19 protein-coding genes are annotated in these 19921 nt (G+C 66.6%); 3 read left to right on the top strand and 16 right to left on the bottom strand.

Annotated elements, in window-relative coordinates; all coding sequences use genetic code 11:
- Nucleotides 1–339: 339 nt before the first annotated feature.
- Nucleotides 340–1461, bottom strand: a complete 1122-nt coding sequence (locus QRM96_RS18575) for a helix-turn-helix transcriptional regulator (protein WP_133832592.1) — start codon at nucleotides 1459–1461, stop codon at nucleotides 340–342.
- 141 nt (nucleotides 1462–1602) lie between these two features.
- Between QRM96_RS18575 and QRM96_RS18570 the strand changes: the two genes are divergently transcribed.
- Entirely contained in the window at nucleotides 1603–1884 is a 282-nt protein-coding gene (locus tag QRM96_RS18570) for a hypothetical protein (RefSeq protein WP_109044909.1), read from the top strand.
- Here the strand turns inward: QRM96_RS18570 and QRM96_RS18565 are convergent.
- The 10 genes from QRM96_RS18565 to truB form a co-directional block, all read right to left on the bottom strand.
- Nucleotides 1881–2399, bottom strand: a complete 519-nt coding sequence (locus tag QRM96_RS18565; RefSeq protein ID WP_081624209.1) for a DUF1579 family protein — start codon at nucleotides 2397–2399, stop codon at nucleotides 1881–1883. The two genes, QRM96_RS18570 and QRM96_RS18565, sit on opposite strands and share 4 nt — an antisense overlap.
- Before the next feature lie 217 nt (nucleotides 2400–2616).
- On the bottom strand, nucleotides 2617–3960 hold the full coding sequence (locus tag QRM96_RS18560; protein WP_018763491.1) for a M16 family metallopeptidase: 1344 nt from the start codon (nucleotides 3958–3960) through the stop codon (nucleotides 2617–2619).
- 109 nt (nucleotides 3961–4069) lie between these two features.
- A complete protein-coding gene (locus QRM96_RS18555) occupies nucleotides 4070–6328 on the bottom strand; it encodes a polyribonucleotide nucleotidyltransferase (RefSeq protein ID WP_109044966.1) in 2259 nt (752 codons plus the stop codon).
- 244 nt (nucleotides 6329–6572) lie between these two features.
- Nucleotides 6573–6842 carry a 30S ribosomal protein S15 gene (gene rpsO, locus QRM96_RS18550; protein ID WP_018763489.1) on the bottom strand — a complete coding sequence of 90 codons (270 nt, stop codon included), beginning with the start codon at nucleotides 6840–6842 and terminating at the stop codon, nucleotides 6573–6575.
- Nucleotides 6843–7054: 212 nt separating this feature from the next.
- Nucleotides 7055–8314: a kynureninase gene (locus tag QRM96_RS18545; protein WP_018763488.1), complete on the bottom strand. Its 1260-nt coding sequence runs from the start codon at nucleotides 8312–8314 to the stop codon at nucleotides 7055–7057.
- Nucleotides 8311–9165, bottom strand: a complete 855-nt coding sequence (gene kynA / locus QRM96_RS18540) for a tryptophan 2,3-dioxygenase (protein ID WP_018763487.1) — start codon at nucleotides 9163–9165, stop codon at nucleotides 8311–8313. Before kynA ends, QRM96_RS18545 begins: the two co-directional genes overlap by 4 nt.
- Before the next feature lie 36 nt (nucleotides 9166–9201).
- Nucleotides 9202–10185, bottom strand: a complete 984-nt coding sequence (locus tag QRM96_RS18535; RefSeq protein ID WP_285320533.1) for a bifunctional riboflavin kinase/FAD synthetase — start codon at nucleotides 10183–10185, stop codon at nucleotides 9202–9204.
- Nucleotides 10186–10263: 78 nt separating this feature from the next.
- Nucleotides 10264–10713, bottom strand: a complete 450-nt coding sequence (locus QRM96_RS18530; protein ID WP_018763485.1) for a hypothetical protein — start codon at nucleotides 10711–10713, stop codon at nucleotides 10264–10266.
- Nucleotides 10714–10732: 19 nt separating this feature from the next.
- A complete protein-coding gene (locus tag QRM96_RS18525) occupies nucleotides 10733–11086 on the bottom strand; it encodes a hypothetical protein (protein WP_285320532.1) in 354 nt (117 codons plus the stop codon).
- A gap of 2 nt (nucleotides 11087–11088) precedes the next feature.
- Nucleotides 11089–12024, bottom strand: coding sequence for a tRNA pseudouridine(55) synthase TruB (gene truB, locus QRM96_RS18520; RefSeq protein ID WP_285320531.1), 936 nt, complete (start codon nucleotides 12022–12024; stop codon nucleotides 11089–11091).
- A gap of 78 nt (nucleotides 12025–12102) precedes the next feature.
- On the opposite strand from truB, the gene QRM96_RS18515 reads away from it, so the two are divergent.
- Nucleotides 12103–13260, top strand: a complete 1158-nt coding sequence (locus QRM96_RS18515) for a pyridoxal phosphate-dependent aminotransferase (protein ID WP_285320530.1) — start codon at nucleotides 12103–12105, stop codon at nucleotides 13258–13260.
- A 28-nt stretch (nucleotides 13261–13288) separates the two neighbouring features.
- Here QRM96_RS18515 and trxA read toward each other — a convergent pair whose 3' ends face one another.
- Nucleotides 13289–13726, bottom strand: a complete 438-nt coding sequence (gene trxA, locus QRM96_RS18510) for a thioredoxin (protein WP_285320529.1) — start codon at nucleotides 13724–13726, stop codon at nucleotides 13289–13291.
- Nucleotides 13727–13728: 2 nt separating this feature from the next.
- Nucleotides 13729–14211 carry a nucleoside deaminase gene (locus tag QRM96_RS18505; RefSeq protein ID WP_018763480.1) on the bottom strand — a complete coding sequence of 161 codons (483 nt, stop codon included), beginning with the start codon at nucleotides 14209–14211 and terminating at the stop codon, nucleotides 13729–13731.
- Nucleotides 14212–14384: 173 nt separating this feature from the next.
- On the opposite strand from QRM96_RS18505, the gene QRM96_RS18500 reads away from it, so the two are divergent.
- A complete protein-coding gene (locus QRM96_RS18500) occupies nucleotides 14385–15512 on the top strand; it encodes a ScyD/ScyE family protein (RefSeq protein ID WP_285320528.1) in 1128 nt (375 codons plus the stop codon).
- A 116-nt stretch (nucleotides 15513–15628) separates the two neighbouring features.
- Here the strand turns inward: QRM96_RS18500 and rbfA are convergent, their stop codons facing one another.
- The 3 genes from rbfA to QRM96_RS18485 all read right to left on the bottom strand — a co-directional run bounded on the left by rbfA (nucleotide 15629) and on the right by QRM96_RS18485 (nucleotide 19803).
- Nucleotides 15629–16129, bottom strand: coding sequence for a 30S ribosome-binding factor RbfA (gene rbfA / locus QRM96_RS18495; RefSeq protein WP_018763478.1), 501 nt, complete (start codon nucleotides 16127–16129; stop codon nucleotides 15629–15631).
- 288 nt (nucleotides 16130–16417) lie between these two features.
- A complete protein-coding gene (infB, locus tag QRM96_RS18490; RefSeq protein ID WP_018763477.1) occupies nucleotides 16418–19303 on the bottom strand; it encodes a translation initiation factor IF-2 in 2886 nt (961 codons plus the stop codon).
- 152 nt (nucleotides 19304–19455) lie between these two features.
- The gene (locus tag QRM96_RS18485) at nucleotides 19456–19803 is read right to left on the bottom strand and encodes a YlxR family protein (protein WP_285320527.1); all 348 of its coding nucleotides are present in this window, start codon (nucleotides 19801–19803) and stop codon (nucleotides 19456–19458) included.
- Nucleotides 19804–19921 lie beyond the last annotated feature (118 nt).

Genomic DNA, 19921 nt, shown 5'->3' with positions numbered 1-19921 from the left:
AAAACAAACCACCCGGCTGGACCTCACCCACCGGCCGACACTACAAACCCGAACACCCAGACCCCCAACCAACCCACTGGCCACCAGGAACCCTCCCGCTTGCCGAACTCCCAGCGTGCCCGGATCCGGAAGCGGAGGAGCCGGAAAGAGAGGAGCCTGACGGGAACTTGATTGAGCCGGATCAACTCCCTCCAACAGATCCTGTGTGGGACGACTTCTACGCTATGCCGTTCCTCCTGCCGCCAGACCCGGCGAGGCGATGGGACGTCGTCTTGTGGTAGGAACTTCCGATGAACGAATGTGTCTCAGGCGGTGGCTCCGGAAGCCAACAGCCCACCGCTAGGCCCTGGCTCCCGTGCCCAGGGCCATGGCCAGCAGGGACACCCGGCTGTGGACTCCGCATGTCTGGAAGAGTTGCTTGAATTGGTCCTGGATCGTGTACGGCGTCACGCCCTGGGCGTCCGCCATGGCTGCCGTATCGGCCCCTGCCGCAGTGAGCCAGAGCAGTTCCCCCTGCCGGGGTGACAGGCCAAACGCCCGGGCAAACATGTCAAGCCTCGCGGCAGGCGTGCTGGCCTGAATCGTCACGGCCACCGGTGGAGTGGGTCCGGACACCTCCGACTCCATGCGGTTGGCCCGCAGGGAGGCCCAGCGGCCCGCCCCGACGTAGACCCTGCATTCCGCGGGGTGGGTGTCCACCAGCGCTTCCCGTGCCGCCAGCTGGGCCGCAACGTTCAACACCTCAGCCGGCACCTGATGGTGAGGGACCGGACCAGGCTGAAGCAGCTTGAGCCAGTCGTGCACGGACGCCGTTCGGCCAGCTATCGCCAGATCGTCGTCCAGGGTGAGGACAGCCTGCTCCGGCAATCCGGGCTGCCCGGATCCTGTCCCGGATGCCTGGTCCGGGCCAGGTTCCGGATCCGGTCGAATCCAAAATTGCCTGGCTACGGACCTCCGCAGGCCGGCGGTCACTACCGCTGCCAGCTCGCCCAGGTAGGCAGATTCTTCGTCCGTGAAGGGGACCGAATCGCCGGTCCGCCACAAATCGAGCCAGGCCCAACACCCATACTTGTCGGCAAACACGGCGGACAGGACATCGCGGACGCCATAGCGTTGCAACACGCCACTCCACACCGGGCTGCGGGAGGGCTCTCCCTGCGTTGCCTTCAGGAGGGATTCCGCCGGCTCCGGCCAACGCATCAGCTCGGTCCAGCGGCCCGCCCGGGAGAGGTACTTGAGGCGGATAAGTGTGGGCAATTCCTGGGGGCAGGGAGTCCTGGCCCTCGGCGCCATCCCCACCGTCGTGACGGGATCACACAACGGCCAAACGAATGCATCGAAAGGCACCATGGTGGCCACTTCTGCCAGAATCGCTGTCCGGAGGGCTTGGTGATCCAGGTCCGAGCCTGCCAGGAGTCGGATGCGCTCCTGGCTCCGGTCTGCAGCCCAGCCCTTGGTCATGTTCCAAGTATGCTCCGGCAATCCTGCGCGACCCGGCGGCGCTGCCACCCAGAATTCTGGGATACCCGCCGCAGCCCGGACCATCTAGCTTTAGCAGCGTGGAGCGTCCTCCAACCTGGCGGGACGAGTAAGGAGACTGGAATGTTCACCCTGCAGATCGAACACAGAATCACAGATTTCAGCACATGGAAGGCGGCATTCGACCGGGATCCGGTTGGCCGGTCCGCGTCAGGGGTTCTCGCGCACCGGATAGGCCGGCCCGTGGGCGAACCGCAATATGTTGTTGTGGAACTCGACTTCGCGGACCTGGCCCAGGCAGAGCAGTTGCTCTCGAACCTCCAAACACAGGTATGGCGTTCGCCGGCGGACGCCCCTGCGCTCGCCGGCGCGCCAAAATCGCGCATCCTCGAGGCGGCGTCCTAGCCCCCGCCTCCGGCGCGGTGAAATTCCGAGCGCATGAATGGTGAGTAGGACGAAGCCTTGCCGTCCACACCCGCCTCCGGGGCATCGTCGCCGTCGTTACGCCCGTGCGAACGCAATTCGGTGACGTGTGTCAGGACACCGTTCGCCACCTCGATCGAGTGGCGCGTCCAGCCTCCGGCATTGCGGCGTTCAACACGGATGACACCGTCGCGCGAGGTGCAGCGGGCGGCGTTGCCGGGCGGCACGCCGGTGCTGTCAACGTAATACCACAGCACGTCGTTGTGGACCGGATCGATCGTGAATATGCCGTGGCCCTCGAAGTGGCTGCCGTCCGGTTCGACGTGCCGGTAGCTCTGCACCACGCCGAGACCCCCGGCAACCTGCGTGTAGGACACTTGGGCGCTCACGCGGTGTTCCGGCCCCCAAGGGCCGGCAGCAACGTGTGTGTAGCCCTCCCAGTGACCCAGCAGGTTCGTTAACTCCGGATGTCCGTGCTTCGCTCCTGGCCCGTTCACCGTTCCGCCTTCCCCTGCCGAAGATCATTCCTACTCAGGATGTACTCTGCAGAGCCGGGCCGCCAGCGTCTCCGCGGCGCAGGGTGCCACAGGCCGAAGGTTTCGGTCTCGTCGAACGGACCCACCAAAATGACGGTGCGCTCGTCGAACGGGCCCACTAAGGTGACGGTGCGCTCGTCGAACGGGCCCACCAAGGTGACGGTGCGCGGCGCGGAAGCTACAACCCGAACGTCTCGTCTTCGTCGAACGGGCCCACCACGGTGACAGTGCGCGGCGCGGCGGCGAGTTCGGCGGCCAGTTCCTGGACCTGCTCCGCAGTGACGGCTTTGATCTGGCGCAGGGTTTCGTCGATGTCCTGGTATTCGCCGGAGACCAGTTCGGCCCGGCCCAGCCGGGACATCCGGGACCCGGTGTCTTCCAGCGCCAGGACGATCCCGCCGCCGAGTTGTCCCACGGCCTTGCGCAATTCATCGCCTGAAATACCGTGCTCCGCGAGTTTGTCCAACTCCACGCCCAGCAGGTCCAGCACCTGGCGGACCTTTGACGGAGTGCAGCCGGCGTACATCCCGAAGTAGCCGGCGTCGGCGTAGGACGAGGCAAAGGAGTAGGTGGAGTACACCAAACCGCGCTTCTCGCGGATTTCCTGGAAAAGCCGGGAGGACATGCCGCCGCCCAGGACGGCGTTCAGGACGCTCATGACGTAGCGGCGCTCATCCGTGGCAACGATGGTGGGGCACCCCATGATGATGTTGGCCTGTTCCACTGCGCGCTTGACCACGTGCAGTCCCGCCGTTCCGGTGATTTGGGCGCGTTCGGTGGGGCGCCGGCTGACCGGGGCCGCATCCGGCTCAAGCGACCATCCGGCGGATTCGAGGGCGTCCACCACGAGTCCGCAGACAACGTCGTGGTCCAGGCCGCCCGCGGCGGTGATGACCAGTTCCTGGGGCTTGTAGTACTTGCGGTAGTGGTCCCACACGGAGTCGCGGGCCACGGCTTTGATCGCTGCGGGGGTCCCGCCGATCGGCCGTCCCAGGGGGTGGCTGCCCAGGACGGCGGCCACAAAGTGTTCGTGCGCAACGTCGGTGGGGTCATCGCTGTCCATGGCGATTTCCTCAAGGATGACGTCACGTTCCTGCTCCATCTCATCCGGGTCCAGGACAGCGCCGGTGATCATGTCCGCAATGACATCGATCGCCATGGGCAGGTCCGAATCCAGGACACGGGCGAAGTAGCACGTGCTTTCCTTTGCGGTGGCGGCATTCGATTCTCCGCCCACCTCATCAAACGCCGAGGCGATCTCCAGGGCGGTGCGCCGGCGGGTGCCTTTGAACAGGAGGTGCTCAAGGAAGTGCGTGGAACCGTGCTGGCCGGGCGCCTCGTCACGGGATCCGACGCCCACCCAAAAGCCGATCGTGGCCGACCGTTGGCCCGGCATCGCTTCCGTCAGTACCCGCACTCCCCCGGGCAGCACGGAACGGCGGACTTCGGACCCGCCGTCGGAGCCATGGACCAGGGTGTCGCCGGCGTGGTTCTGCTCAAGCGGCAGGGGTACAACAGTCATTGAAGCCTTTCAGGACGGGCAGCCGGATCTGGCTGCCATCGTAACAGCGGCGGGACCGGTGGATCATCCACCGGTCCCGCCGATTCATGCTGGTGCCAAGCGAGGGCTGTTAGACGTCAGCGCCTTCAGCCGGCTCCGTGGCGTGGACGCGCTCGGTGTCGGCCGGAGCCTCTTCCTCGGCGACGACCGGGGCGAGCGAGAGCTTGCCGCGGTCATCGATCTTGGTGATCTCAACCTGGACCTTCTGGCCCACGGAGACGACGTCTTCGACGTTGTCCACGCGCTTGCCGTTGGCCAGCTTGCGGAGTTCGGAGATGTGCAGGAGGCCGTCCTTGCCCGGGGTCAGCGACACGAAGGCACCGAAGGTGGTGGTCTTGACGACCGTACCCAGGTAGCGCTCGCCGATTTCCGGGACCTGCGGGTTGGCGATGGCGTTGATGGCGGAGCGTGCTGCATCTGCAGACGGACCGTTGGTGGCGCCAATGTAGACCGTGCCGTCGTCCTCGATGGAGATGTCGGCGCCGGTGTCTTCCTGGATCTGGTTGATCATCTTGCCCTTGGGGCCGATGACCTCGCCGATCTTGTCCACGGGGATCTTGACGGCGATGACGCGCGGTGCGAACTCGGAGAGCTCGTCCGGGGTGTCGATGGCCGAGTTGATGACCTCGAGGATGTGCAGGCGGGCTTCGCGGGCCTGCTTCAGCGCTGCAGCCAGCACCGAGGCGGGGATACCGTCGAGCTTGGTGTCCAGCTGGATGGCGGTGACGAACTCGGCCGTACCGGCAACCTTGAAGTCCATGTCGCCGAAGGCGTCTTCGGCGCCGAGGATGTCGGTCAGTGCCGCGTAGCGGGTCTGGCCGTCAACCTGGTCGGACACCAGGCCCATGGCGATACCGGCGACGGCGGCCTTCAGGGGCACACCGGCGTTCAGCAGGGACAGGGTGGAGGCGCAGACGGAACCCATCGACGTCGAGCCGTTGGAACCGAGGGCCTCGGACACCTGGCGGATGGCGTAGGGGAACTCCTCGCGCGACGGCAGGACGGGCACCAGGGCGCGTTCGGCCAGGGCGCCGTGGCCGATTTCGCGACGCTTGGGCGAGCCCACACGGCCGGTTTCACCGGTGGAGTACGGCGGGAAGTTGTAGTTGTGCATGTAGCGCTTGCGCGTTACCGGCGACAGCGAGTCGATCTGCTGTTCCATCTTGAGCATGTTCAGCGTGGTGACACCCATGATCTGGGTCTCGCCGCGCTCGAAGATGGCCGAACCGTGAACGCGGGGCAGGACCTCGACCTCGGCGGTGAGCTGGCGGATGTCCGTCAGGCCGCGGCCGTCAATGCGGACCTGGTCCTTGAGGATGCGCTGGCGCACAACGTGCTTGGTGACCGAGCGGAAAGCAGCGGACAGCTCCTTTTCGCGGCCTTCGAACTGACCGGCCAGGCCCGCCAGGACTTCGTCCTTGAGCGCGTCGGAGGCGTTGTCGCGTTCCTGCTTGTCGGCGATCTGGAAGACAGCTGCCAGCTTGTCGGCGGCAGCGGATTCGACGGCGGCGTAAGCGTCGTCCTCGTAGTCCAGGAAGACCGGGAACTCGACCGTGGGCTTTGCGGCACGCGCGGCGAGATCGGCCTGGGCGTCGCAGAGAGCCTTGATGAACGGCTTGGCGGCCTCGAGGCCTTCGGCCACGACCTCTTCGGTGGGGGCGGTGGCGCCCTGTTCCTTGATGAGGTTCCAGGAGTTGTCGGTGGCTTCGGCTTCAACCATCATGATGGCGACGTCGTCGCCGGCAACGCGGCCGGCAACCACCATGTTGAAGACCGAGTTCTCCAGCTGGGAGTGCTTGGGGAACGCAACCCACTGCGAACCGTGCTCGTCAGCAACGAGGGCAACGCGGACGCCGCCGATCGGGCCGGAGAACGGCAGGCCGGACAGCTGCGTGGACATCGAGGAGGCATTGATGGCCACAACGTCGTAGAGCTCGTCCGGGTTGATGGCCAGGACGGTGACGACGATCTGGACCTCGTTGCGCAGGCCCTTGATGAAAGCGGGGCGCAGCGGGCGGTCCATCAGGCGGCAGGCCAGGATGGCTTCGGTGGAGGGGCGGCCTTCGCGGCGGAAGAACGAGCCCGGGATGCGGCCGGCAGCGTACATGCGCTCTTCGACGTCGACCGTCAGCGGGAAGAAGTCGAAGCCTTCACGCGGGTGCTTGCCTGCGGTGGTGGCGGACAGCAGCGCGGTGTCGTCGTCGATGTACACCATGGCTGCGCCGGCGGCCTGCTTGGCGAGGCGGCCGGTTTCAAAGCGGATTACACGCTTGCCGAAGCGGCCATTGTCAATGACAGCCTCTGAGAACTGGATTTCGGGACCCTCCAAGAGAGTCACCTCCGTTTCTGTTTCACGGAAGTCCAGCCGCATCAACCCAGCCCAGCATCTGTCTACTGGCCCTTGCACCCGGTCATCGATCGAGACCCACGGGCCGCTGGCTTCAGTCAACGAAGCCGTTCCCGGGGATCACTACCGAGGACCGCGAATGCGTGATGCGGTTGATCCTCCTGTTTAGTTTTTCATTTGAAGAAGGCGGCCCGTTCCGGAGGGAAAGGGCCGCCCCAAAGCCAGACTAGCGGCGCAGGCCGAGACGCTCGATGAGCGTACGGTAGCGGGCGATGTCAGTCTTCTTGAGGTAGCTCAGCATACGCTTGCGACGACCAACCATGGCCAGCAGACCGCGCTGGGTGTGGTAGTCGTGCTTGTGCTCCTTCATGTGCTCAGTCAGATCCTTGATCCGCTGGGTCAGGACGGCAACCTGGACCTCGGGTGAACCGGTGTCGCCTTCGGCGGTTGCGTATTCCTTGATGATGGACTGCTTTACAGCGGCGTCAAGTGCCACAATAACTCCTTGGGAATGTGCCGTGAGGGCCCAGGTCAGAAGTTCACTGCCGGGTCTGCCATGCACGTCCTGTCCCGGAAACCCGGGAAAGCCGCAACGACAGGACCCAGCCGCCACGGACTGCAGCCGGATCCATCGTCCAGTTTACCGGGCCGGGCCTAACCTTGTCGAAACAGTCCGGGCGGACCCGCGGCCCGCTCCGGCGCCGGGCGTCAGCCCTGCAGCCGGTCCCGGATGGCGGCCATGCCGTCGAGGACCTCGGCGAAGCTGGTGCTCAGCGGCGACAACCCAACCCGGATCCCGTGCGGTGAGCGGAAGTCCGGGATGACGTCGCCGTCCCAGAGCGCTTCCACGGTGGCTTTGCTGAAGTCCGGGTGGTCCACGGTGATGTGGCCGCCCCGCTCCCCCGCGTCCCTGGGCGAAGCCAGTTCGGCACCCAGCGGGGCGAGCCAGGCGTCGAAGACATCGATGGCGAAGGCGGTCAGTGCCACTGACTTCGTCCGGATAGCAGCCATCGAGGCTTCCTCGATGAGGTCCAGGGTGCCTTGCATGGCGATCATGCCGAAGATGGCGGGAGTGCCGCTGAGGAAGCCGCGGATACCTGCCGCCGGTTCATAGCCGGCGGCCATCTCAAAAGCGTCCTTGCGGCCCATCCAACCCCAGATGGGCTGGTTGAGCGCCGGCAGGTGGCGGGCGTTGACGTACGCGAAGGCAGGTGAGCCCGGGCCGCCGTTGAGGTACTTGTAGGTGCAGCCGGCGGCGAAGTCCACGTCCGCGCCGTCCAGGCCGATCTCTACCGACCCCGCGGAGTGGCAAAGATCCCACACCACCAAGGCGCCGGCGTCGTGCACTGCCGCGGTGATTCCGGGCAGGTCAGCCAGGTGCCCTGAACGGTAGGCGATCTGGCTGAGGAGCACGACGGCGGTCCGCGGCCCGGTGGCCTGGCGCACCTGGTCAAGGGTCACCCCGGCTGCCGGATCGGGGTCGATCCACCGGAGGGTCAGCCCCTCTTCCAGGGCAATGCCCTCCACCAGGTAGCGGTCCGTGGGAAAGTTCCCGGTATCGAGCACAAGCTCGTTGCGGTCCGGGTCCGGCACGGCGGCCAGCGCGGCGCGGAGCAGCTTGTAGAGCACCACGGTGGTGGAATCGGCAATGATCGTTTGTCCCGGGGCCGCGCCCAGGACGGCGCGGCCCAGCTGGTCTCCGATGGCCTGCGGCATGGCGAGCCACTGTTCGTCCCAGCCGCGGATGAGCCGGCCGCCCCATTCGTTCCGGACGAAGGCGGCGACGTCGTCGGCGGTCCGTTTCAGGGGCCGGCCCAGGGAGTTGCCGTCAAGGTAGGACAGCGGGGTGTCCGTTCCGATGAAATGGTCCCGGTACGTTGCCAGCGGGTCTTGGCGGTCCAGCTCCGCCGCCCGGCGGTGGAGCGCCTCAGTGGTCACGCCGGTGGGGCCGTCCTGGTGGATGCTCATTGTCCGATCTCCGTCCTGACGGCAAATAGTTCCGGAAAAAATGTCAGCTCCAGCGCCTTCTGCAGGAAGGTAACCCCGCTGGAACCACCCGTGCCTGTCTTCATGCCGATGGTCCGCTGAACGGTGCGCAGGTGCCTGAACCGCCAGAGCTGGAAGTTGTCCTCCAGGTCCACCAGTTCCTCGCACGCCTCGTAAGCGGCCCAGTTCTCTGCCGCGTTTTCATAGATGTGCTTGAAGAGTGGGACCAGGTCCGGGGTGAACTCATGGGCGCGCGTCACGTCCCGGTCCAGGACGGAAGCGGGCACGTCGAATCCGTGCCGGGACAGATAGGCGAGGAACTCGTCGTAGATGCTGGGGGCCGCAAGCAGTTCCGCCAGCATGGCGTGGGCCTCGGGATCGGATTCGAAGACCGGCAGCATCTTGCGGTTTTTGTTTCCCAGCACGAATTCGACCGCCCGGTATTGGGCGGACTGGAAGCCCGAGGAATTCCCCAGGAAGCCGCGGAACTGCGAATACTCGGTGGGGGTCAGGGTGGCCAGTACGGACCATTGTTCGGTGAGGGTCTTCTGGATGTGCTTGACCCGGGCAATGCCCTTCAGCGCCGAGCCGAGGTCGTCGGCCCGCAGCCAGGCGGCGGCGCTGCGCAGCTCGTGCAGGACCAGCTTCAGCCACAACTCGGTGGTCTGGTGCTGGATGATGAACAGCATCTCGTCGTGGTGTTCCGGCTCGCTGACCGGCTTTTGGGCACTAAGCAGCGTGGGCAACTGCAGGTAGGAGGCGTAGCTCATCCGCGAGCTGAAGTCGCGGACAATCCCTTCATCGAGCTTGCGGGTGTTCTTTTCGACGGACACGCACTGCCTTTCGTTGTCAGGGCCCCGGCAGTGCTGTCAGCGGGCGGCGAGGAGTTGATGGGCCTGCGCCACATCCAGCCGCATCTGTTCCACCAGGGCCTCAGGGCCACGATAGGCCACCATGCCCCGCAACCGTTCGACGAATTCCACGATCACTGTCTGGCCGTACAGATCGAAGTCCTCCACGGCTTCCTTGGGCCGGTCGATGACGTGTGCCTCGACTTGCCGGCTGACGCCATCGAACGTGGGATTGGAGCCCACCGAAATCGCCGCCGGCCAGCGCGTTCCGGCCTGGTCCACCAGCCAGCCTGCGTAGATGCCGTCGGCCGGGATCAGTCCCGAGGCATTGGAGGCGAGGTTTGCGGTGGGGAAACCGAGCGCCCTGCCGCGGGCGGCACCGTGGACCACTTCGCCGCGCATCCGGTGGGCCCTCCCCAGCACCGCGGCAGCGGTGGCGACGTCGCCCTCCTGCAGCGCCTCGCGCACCCAGGTGGACGAGCAGCGCCGGTCGGTGGCTTCGTCGCCGTGCAGCGGGTAGCCCTCTGAGCCGAATTCGCTGATCACCTGGACATCGAAGCCGAACTTTTTGCCCAGCGCCTTCATGGTGTCCAGGTCACCGGAGTTGCCACGGCCGAATCGGGCGTCGTGGCCGATGACAACGTGGCTCGCGTGCAGGCAGTCCACCAGGTACTGCTCCACGAATTCCTCGGCCGTCAGGCTGGCGAGGTCCAGGGAGTACTTGATCACGAGGACGGCGTCCAGGCCGAGCTCGCCCAGGGCCTCAAGCTTGTCCTCCAGGCCCATGATCAGTTCCGGCGCGGCCTCGGGGCGGTGGATCAGCGCAGGGTGGGGGTCGAAGGTGACGGCCACGGCCTTGGCATGCGCGAGGCGGGCCGAGCGGATCAACTGGGAGAGCACCTGCTGGTGGCCGCGGTGAACGCCATCGAAATTGCCGAACGTGACAACGGATGGGCCGAAGTCCGCCGGGACATCGGACGGATCGTTCCAGATGTAGACCATCACCCTCGCCTTAAGCTGCCTGCAAAATCTGTGTTCCGGGGCCAGGCCGGCCGCGGAACTCTTCAAGGTTACCCGGATTCACTGCGCGGCCTTGGCCTGGGACGGGCGGCGGCGGTACAGCCACGCCAGCCCGAGGATGGGCAGCAGCAGCGGGATGAAGCCGTAGCCCCGGCCGAACAGCGACCAGACCGTCTCGTGCGGGAACTGCACGGAGTCCAGGACGCTCAGGGTCCCCACCACCAGGACACCCGCCAGTTCCACCAGGACGGCCGCTACGGAGACCTTGAACCAGGTGCTGCCTGCTTTGGCCAAGGAGACGGTGGCTACTACGTAGACCAGGGCGGCGAAGGCCGAGAGCAGGTAGGCCAGCGGGGCCTCGGAGAATTTGGTGAGGATCTGGTACCCGGCGCGGGCCGTGGCGGAGATCGCGAACACCCCATAGACCGCGATCAGCAGCCTGCCGGGCCCGGTATTGCGGGTGTTGCGGGCGGGTGCGTCCTCGGCCGGGCGGGCCTGCTGGTCTTTCATTTGTTTTGCTTCTTCCACTTCAGTACCAGATCTGGTTCATCCGCGCGGCCATCACCAGTGCGGTGACGCCGACGGCGGCCAGGACAAAGTTGCTCCACCGGGTCCGTTCCAGGATGGACCAGTACGCCGCTGCCGGGGGCAGGAGCATGGCCGTGGCCATGTAGCCCCAGAATTCCCAGGCTTCGCCTGCAATGTGTTCGCCGGCAATGACCCGCACGATGGAACCCACCAGGTAGACCACGAGGGCCAGTTCGACCGCGGCGACGGACAGGATGGTGACGTCGTTGGGCGCTTGCTTCAGGATTCCGGCACCGAGGCAAAGCACCGTGGACACCAGGCCGACCACCAGGATGATCCAAAAATATGCATCCACGCCTATGCCTCCGCGGCGGCGGTCGCTGCCGGGCCGGTGCCGGGGGCGAAGACCAGCACCGGTTTGGCGTAGCTGCCCGCGTCGGCGAGGAGGGCCACCAAGGTGCCGTCGGGGGCGAAGGCTGCGGCCGGGTGTTCCGCCGTGGCAGCGCCCGCGGTACCTGTGGAGGCTCCGGAAGCGATCCGCCGGCCGAAGGAGATTTCCGTAGTCTCCTCCGCGGTCAGCTCACGGTTGGGCATCAGGGCCCGGGCGGCCTGTGACATTTCCAGGATGGTGAGTTCCTCGGCAAGCTCTTCAAGGGTCCGCGCCTGGTCCAGCGAGTAGGGGCCCACATGGGTCCTGCGGAGGGCGGTGAGGTGCCCGCCGGTGCCGAGGGCGTTGCCGAGGTCCCGGGCGAGGGCACGGATATATGTACCGGAGGAGCATTCAACCGTGACATCGAGGTCGATGACGTCCGCGTCCGGATCCCGCCTGACGGCATGGACCTCGAAGCGGTGAATGGTGACGGGGCGGGCGGCCAGCTTGACGTCCTCGCCGGAGCGCACCCGCGCATAGGCGCGTTCGCCGTTGACCTTGATCGCGCTGACGCTGCTGGGCACCTGCTCGATCCTGCCGGTGAGGGCAGCGACGCCGTCGTAAATTGCCTGCTCGCCCACCCCGGACGTGCCGGCCGTGGCGGTGACCTCCCCTTCGGCGTCGTCCGTCACGGTGGACTGGCCCAGCCGAATGGTGGCCGTGTAGGTCTTGGAGGTGCCCACAATGTAGGTCAGCAGGCGGGTGGCCTTGTTGATGCCGAGGACCAGCACGCCGGTGGCCATGGGGTCGAGGGTGCCCGCATGCCCCACTTTCCGGGTCCCTGCGAGGCGCCGCATCCGGCCAACCACGTCATGGCTGGTCCATCCCTGCGGCTTGTCCACTATCACCAGTCCAGAAAGCACGCCTCCCAGTATATCGGCGCAGGTTGGGGCGCCCGCACGCCAGGCGGAGGGCGGACATGGACGGCTAGGATGGCTGGCATGCCCGAGCTTGCCGCCCACGTCCGCGACGTGCCCGTCAACCAGATCCGCGAGATCACCGAGGCCGCCTGGCGCACGCCGGACGCGCTGGTGCTGAGCATCGGCGAGCCCGGCTTCCCGCTCCCCCGCCACGTCCTGGACGCCGGCATCGCCTGCCTGGACCGCGATGAAACCAACTACACGCCCAACGCGGGGATCCCGGCCCTGCGCGAGGCGTTCGCGGCCAGGTTCCGCCAGGACCAGGGCGTCGATGTCGGGGCCGACCAGGTCTACGTGGTGTCCGGCGCGCAGCAGGGCCTGCACTTGGCCATGAGCCTGCTGCTCTCCCCGGGTGACGAGATCCTGATCCCCAACCCGGGCTATCCCACCTTTGCCATGACCAGCCGGCTGCTCAATGCCGTGCCCGTGCAGTACCCGCTGCACCCGGACCACAACTTCCAACCCCGGGTGGCCGACGTCGAGGCCCTCATTACCGGCCGCACCCGGGTGCTGGTGCTCAACTCACCGTCAAACCCGCTGGGGGCCGTGCTGGGCGAGGACCTGGTCCGGGACCTGATGGACCTGGCCCGCCGGCACGATCTCTGGGTCATCTCCGACGAGTGCTACGAGGCGTTCACCTACGATGTGCCGCACGTGAGCCCGGCACGGTTCGACGCCGGCTCCCCGGAGGGGGCCCGCGTGTTCACCTCCCTGACGCTGTCGAAAACGTACGGCCTCACCGGACTGCGGATTGGCGCGCTCATCTGCCCGCCGGGCCTCAAGCAGAAAATGGACAACGTCATGGAGTCGATCGTGTCGTGTGTGGCGTCCGCCCCGCAGTATGCGGCGCTCGCCGCCCTGACCGGGCCGCAGGACTACGTCCGGCACGCACATCAGCATTACCGGGAGAACCGGGATGCCGCCTCGGCGGTACTGGCTGCCAAGGGGATCCGTTTCCTCCCGGCGCAGGGTGCGTTCTACCTGTGGGCCGATCTGTCCCACGCGACCGGCGGCGATGTGCGGGCCTGGGTGCGGCGCTTCCTGGCGGACGCCGGTGTGGCGCTGGCGCCGGGGACCGCATTCGGCTCCATTGGCGAGGGTTGGGTGCGGATCGCGTTGTGCGGCCGGAAGCAGGAACTCCTTGAGGGCGTGTCGCGGCTTCCTGCCGCGTCCCGGTAGCGGCGCCCGCACGACCTGGCGGCCGGCGTCAGGTTTGCGCGCCGGCGAGAGCCCGGTCCAGCCAGGAACGCAGGACGTCCGCCGGTGCGGCGCCGGCTTGGCGGGCCACCACCTTGCCGTCCACGATCACCATCAGTGTCGGAATGGCTTGGACATCGAACCGCCGCGACAAACCGGGAGACGTGTCCACGTCCACCTTCACCAGCTTGATCTTTCCCGGCCGCTCCCGCGCCAGCTTGTCCAGGACCGGGCTGACCATCCGGCAGGGCCCGCACCATGCGGCCCAGAAGTCCACCAGGACCGGCACTGCCGATTGCTCGGCGACCTCGGCAAAGTCCGCGTCGCCGGCAGACACAATCCACGGAAGGTCAGCCTTGCAGTTGCCGCAGCGCGGATGACCGACTGCCCGGACCGGCACCCGGTTGGTCTTTCCGCAGGCAGGGCAGGCGATGAGTGCGGTTTCCATGGCTAGTAGTCCTTCCTGCCGGCGAAGGCGCCCCACGCCTGGAAGGGGAGGTCCGACGTCGGGATGTCACCACGGGTGACCGGCATCAGGTCCGGCCGGGTGCCGTTGAAGTAGTCGTAGAAGAGGGCGTCATCGAAGCCCGCAGCCGCCGCCCCGTGCCGGTCTGCGGCAAAGTAGACATGGCCGATCCTGGCCCACAGGGCCGAGGCCAGGCACATGGGGCACGGCTCGCAGCTTGCGTAGAGCACGGATCCGGTGAGGTCGAAGTTTGCCGTTGCCGCCGCCGCTGCCCTGATGGCCACGACCTCCGCGTGGGCGGTGGGATCGTTGTCCCGGGTGACGCGGTTGACACCGGCGTGGGCTTTCCCGTCGGGGGTCACCACCACGGCAGCGAACGGTCCCCCGCCCAGGCCGACGTTCCGCGTTGCCAGGTCCACTGCCTGCTCGAGGTACGTGGAGGGGATGCCGTGCTCGTCCGAGGTCATAGCACGATCCTAGCCACGCGGGCGCTGTTGGGGGATAGAAAGGGGGCAACGCAGGGGGGATTCCCCCAACGACTACCCGCTGGTAGGAGCCTACGCTTGCGCGCGGGGGAACATTTCGCCTCCTCGGAGGCTTCCTATCCAGCCCGTCAAGGGCCCCGCACCCGGAGATCCCAATGAAAAAAAGACTCGCACTCTTAGCCTGTATCGCGGCCACCGCCGCCGCCATGGCGTCCGCTGGCCCCGCCTCTGCATCCACCCGCACACACGACTACGATGTCCTTGCAGATGAACTCGTCTCTCCCCTGCATGTCGCTGCAGGGACCGGAAAATCGGTCCTGGTGTCCCAGGACTTTGCCGGAAAACTCACCCGCATCAGCAGGGACGGCGCCACGAAGGACCTGGCGACCGAGACGCCCCAGGGCTGGGAGGTGGCCGGCTCCGACACCCACGGCAGCACCACGTATTACCTTGAAAGTGTGGGCGCCGGCCAGGGAGACCCCGCCGCACTGCACGGATACCTCAAGTCGATCGACGCCAAGGGCGATGTGGACACCATCGCCAATTTTGCCGACTACGAACGGCGCCACAACCCGGACGGAGACCAGCGCTACGGGTTTGGCCGTGACGTCAGCGATCAGTGCCTGGCCGGTTGGCCCGCGTTCCCGCCGGCAAAGTACAAAGGCACGGTTGACTCCCACCCTTATGCCCTGGCGGTCAAGGATGACACCGCCTATGTGGCCGACGCAGGGATGAACGCCGTGCTCAAGGTGAACCTGAAGGACGGCGACATCGATACAATCGCCGTCCTGCCGCCACGGCCGGCCACCATTCCGGCGGGGTTGAAGATCCCTGTGGACATGGAGGGGAACACCATGACGGTTCCGGACTGCGTGGTGGGGCACAAGTACGCCTTCGAGCCCGTGCCTACCGATGTGGTGATCGGCCCGGACGGGATGCTGTATGTGACGTCCCTGCCGGGCGGACCGGAAGGACCGGAGCTTGGTGCCCGCGGTGCGATTTTCAAGATCAACCCGTGGAACGGTGACACCGACCTCTGGGCGGACCACATCCTCAGCCCCACGGGCCTGGCGGTCGCCGGCAATGGTGATGTGTATGTGGCGTCCCTGTTCGGCGGCGAGATCCTGAAGTTCACGTGTGAGGGCAGCCGTTCCCAGTTCCTGGCTGTAAACATGCCCGCGGACGTCGACATCAGCGGCAACACGCTCTACGCCACGGCTGACGCGCTCGGGGATCCCTCGCAGCCGCCGTCCGGGAAGGTCATCAAAGCTGACCTGCACTAGGGATGCAGCACTGATGGGTTAAAAGCAGCAGGGCCCGGGATCAGCTCCCGGGCCCTGCTGGCGTCCTGCATGTTGCTGTCCTCGTCGACGTCGCCGTCGCTGCTGAGGCCGGTGTCTTACTTGTTGCTGTCCTCGTCGACGTCGCCGTCGCTGCTGAGGTCGGTGTCCTCTTCGTCGAAGTCGTCTTCGTCGATGTCGACGTCGTCGGACTTGTAGGGGTCGGCGTCACCGGCGTGCTGCGCATTGGCGGCCAGCGCGGCCACTTCGGCGTCACGTTTGCGGGCTTCCCGCAGGAGTTCCTCGAGGTTCGAAGCGTTGACCGGGATCTGGTCTGCCACGAACTCCAGGGTGGGGGTCAACCGGACGGTGATGTTCCGGCCGACTTCCTGCCGCAGCACACCCTTGGCCTTTTCAAGCCCCTTGGCGGCGTCGGCCTGGACAGCCTCGTCACCGAAGACCGTGTAGTAAACAGTGGCGTGCTGCAGATCATTGGTCACCCGGGCGTCGGTAACAGTAATGCCCTCAAGCCGGGGATCCTTGGCCTTCCGGCCCAGAGCCTCAGCAACAACAACCTTAATCCGCTGCGCCAATTTTGCAGCACGTGCCGGATCAGCCATGAACAACTCCTAAAGAAGAAAAATTTGGGACGTACGACGGCGACGCCGCTACTTGGGCGATTACGTCGCCCCGGGTGGTGCGCGCCTTGGTAAGCCAGGGACGACGCCGTCGGGATCTTCCGGCGGCGCTTTGGAGCCGTGAAGGGGGCCCGGGAGTGGCATCGGGCCTGCCGGAGACGGGTGGCTGACGATCGCAGATCGTCGGCCACCCGTCGTAGGGGCGGGGCCCCCTTTACGGCGGAAAAGCGGGGGCCGCCGGGAGATCCCGACGGCCCCGAAACAGACAGCCTAGACGCGCGGCTTCTCGCGCATCTCGAAGGTCTCGATGATGTCGCCTTCGGTGATGTCGTTGTACGAGCCAAGACCGATACCACATTCGAAGTCCGTGCGGACCTCGGTGGCGTCGTCCTTGAACCGCTTGAGCGACTCGACCGTGAGGTTGTCACCAATGATCTTGCCGTCGCGGGTGACGCGTGCCTTGGCGTTGCGGCGGATGATGCCCGAGCGGACGATCGAGCCGGCGATGTTTCCGAACTTGGAGGAGCGGAACACTTCGCGGACCTCGGCGGTGCCAAGCTGGACTTCTTCGTACTCCGGCTTGAGCATGCCCTTGAGGGCTGCTTCGATGTCATCGATTGCTGCGTAGATGACGGAGTAGAAGCGCATGTCCACGCCTTCGCGGTCTGCCAGTTCGGCAACCCGCTCGGCGGGCTTGACGTTGAAGCCGATGATGACGGCGGAGTCGACCGTTGCCAGGTTGACGTCGTTCTGGGTGATGGCACCCACACCGCGGTGGATGACGCGCAGCTGCACGCCTTCGCCGACGTCGATCTTGAGCAGCGCGTCTTCGAGGGCTTCCACGGCACCGGACACGTCACCCTTGAGGATGAGGTTGAGGGTGTCGATCTTGCCTTCGGCGACGGCCTGGTCGAAGTCTTCCAGGCTGATCCGCTTGCGGCGCTTGGCCAGGGCGGCGTTGCGGTCGGCGGCTTCACGCTTCTCGGCGATCTGGCGGGCGGTGCGCTCGTCAGCGGTCACGAAGAAGGTGTCACCGGCGCGCGGGACGTTGGACAGACCCAGCACCTGCACGGGGCGGGACGGGCCTGCCTCGGTCAGGGCGCTGCCGTCGTCGTCGAACATCGCACGGACGCGGCCGTGGGCCGTGCCTGCCACGATGGTGTCGCCGACGCGCAGGGTGCCGGACTGCACCAGGACGGTGGCAACCGCACCGCGGCCCTTGTCCAGGTTGGCTTCGATCGCGATACCGCGGGCGTCCTTGTTCGGGTTGGCGCGCATGTCCAGGGCAGCGTCCGCGGTGAGCAGGACGGCCTCGAGCAGCTCGTCGATGTGGAGGTTCTGGCGGGCAGAAACTTCCACGAACATGGTGTCGCCACCGTATTCCTCGGGAACCAGTCCGTACTCGGTCAGCTGGCCGCGGACCTTTTCCGGGTTGGCGCCTTCCTTGTCGATCTTGTTCACTGCCACGACGATCGGTACGTTGGCCGCCTGGGCGTGGTTGAGCGCCTCAACGGTCTGGGGCATGACGCCGTCGTCCGCTGCGACCACCAGGATGGCGATGTCGGTGACCTTGGCACCTCGGGCACGCATGGCGGTGAACGCCTCGTGGCCCGGGGTATCGATGAAGGTGATCTTCCGGTCGTCGCCTTCGTGGTTGTGCGTGACCTGGTAGGCACCGATGTGCTGGGTGATGCCACCGTGTTCGCCCGCCATGACGTCGGACTTGCGGATGGCATCGAGCAGTCGGGTCTTACCGTGGTCGACGTGACCCATGACGGTGACTACAGGAGGACGTGCCTCAAGTTCCTCGTCGCCTTCGGCTTCGAGTTCGGCGTCAAAGTCGATGTCGAAGCTGGAGAGCAGCTCGCGTTCTTCGTCTTCCGGGGAGACGACCTGGAGCTTGTAGCCCAGTTCCTCGCCGAGGAGGGCGAAGGTGTCTTCGTCCAGGGACTGGGTGGCGGTAGCCATTTCACCAAGGTGGAACAGCACGGTCACCAGTGCAGCGGGGTTCGCCTCGATCTTGTCGGCGAAGTCCGTGATGGACGAGCCGCGGCGGAGCCGGATCACAGTGTTGCCGTCGCCGCGGGGTACGCTCACGCCACCCAGCGACGGGGCACTCATCTGCTCAAGTTCCTGGCGCTTGGCGCGCTTGGACTTGCGCTGCTTGCCACGGCCTGCGCCGCCCTTGCCGAAGGCACCCTGGGTGCCACCGCGGCCGCGGCCGCCCTTGCCGAACCCGCCACCGGCGGGAGCACCGCCGCCGCCACCGGGGCCACCGGTACCGGGAGCGCCGCCGGGGCGTCCGGGCCCGCGGCCGCCGCCGGGACGGCCGGCACCTGCGGGTGCGGGACGCTCGGTGCGGTTAGGCATCATGCCGGGAGTGGGACGGGGACCGCCGGGGCGCGGGGCGCCGGGACGGGGTCCACCGGCACCTGCCGCGGGACGGGGTCCACCGGCACCGGCTGCGGGGCGCGGACCACCGGGACGGGGTCCGCCTGCACCGGCTGCGGGACGGGGACCGCCGGGACGGTCGCCGTCGCGGCCGCCGCCCGGTCGGGGCATGCCCTGTGAGGTGGCGAACGGGTTGTTGCCCGGACGCGGAGCGCGTTCACCGTCTCCGCCGCGGCCACGGGGCATGCCCTGTGAGGTGGCGAAGGGGTTGTTGCCCGGGCGGGGACCGCCGGGCCGGGGGCTGGAGGCACCCGGCGTGGAACCACCCGGACGGGTGGAGGGAGCGGGGGTCTCTGCCTTCGGGGCAGGGCGGGCGCCGGGCTTGGCTCCCGTGGACGGAGCCGCGGGGGCGGCCGGCGCGGGGGTTTCAGCTGCAGGAGCTGCCGGGGCAGCCTGGGCAGGCGTTGCCGGTGCTTGTGCCGCGGGGGCCGGAGCCTTGGGCGCGGCCGGGCCGGGTGCGGGTGCCGAAGGACGTGATCCTGCTGCGGGTGCGGGCGCCTTGGGGGCGGCTGCGGGCGTCGCGGCAGGGGCTGCCGACTTGGCAGCGGCGTCGGGGAAGGCGTTGCGCAGTTTCCGCACAACGGGGGCCTCAATGGTGGATGAGGCGGAGCGAACGAATTCGCCCAGTTCCTGCAGTTTTGTCACTGCATCTTTGGAAGTTATACCGAGCTCTTTGGCGAGCTCATGTACGCGGACCTTGGCCACATTTCTCCTGTCTCGGTCCGCACCGAGCCAGGCACGAACCGTCTACTTCTTACTGCGGACCCCAGCCGCTGTTGATGCGAAGGGGCCCATTGCAGAGCGCAACAAAGTTGTCATCGTTACGCACTCATCGCTGGGAACTCATCGGGTTTCCATCAGATTTCTGACCCGCTTTCAGGTTGGACGGTTGGTGTTGCAGCCACCGGGGCGGCGTCAACGCTCGGACCTGACATGATCCAGTGTTCGATGGCGGCTGTTCCGGTCGCGCCCGGAAGGGCACGTCCGAATGCTCGCCGCTTGATCGCCAGAGCCAGGCACGATTGGCTGGGGTGCAGCCATGCACCCCGGCCAGACATCCGGCGTCGTTCATCCACCAGGACAGCGGTTGACCCGCTGCCTTCGGCGACGAGCCGGAGCAACTGCGACCGCAGGCCTTTCTTCCGGCATCCGATGCAGGTACGTTCGGGCTGACTCCCGGTGGAAAGCACTTCTGCCACGGTCATCGTCCTGACGTTCATTCTGCTGGCCCTCGAATACCCGCCTCCGGAGTCCCGGAAAACTGGCATGCACAGGGCACACGGCTGCCGGCCGTTAGGCGCGGTCTTATCTATTCTAGCCCCT

The sequence above is a fragment of the Pseudarthrobacter sp. lyk4-40-TYG-27 genome, assembly GCF_030209295.1.
GTDB lineage: Bacteria > Actinomycetota > Actinomycetes > Actinomycetales > Micrococcaceae > Arthrobacter.
The sequence above is the reverse complement of the archived record's forward strand: the minus strand, read 5'-3'. Positions and strand labels throughout refer to the sequence as shown.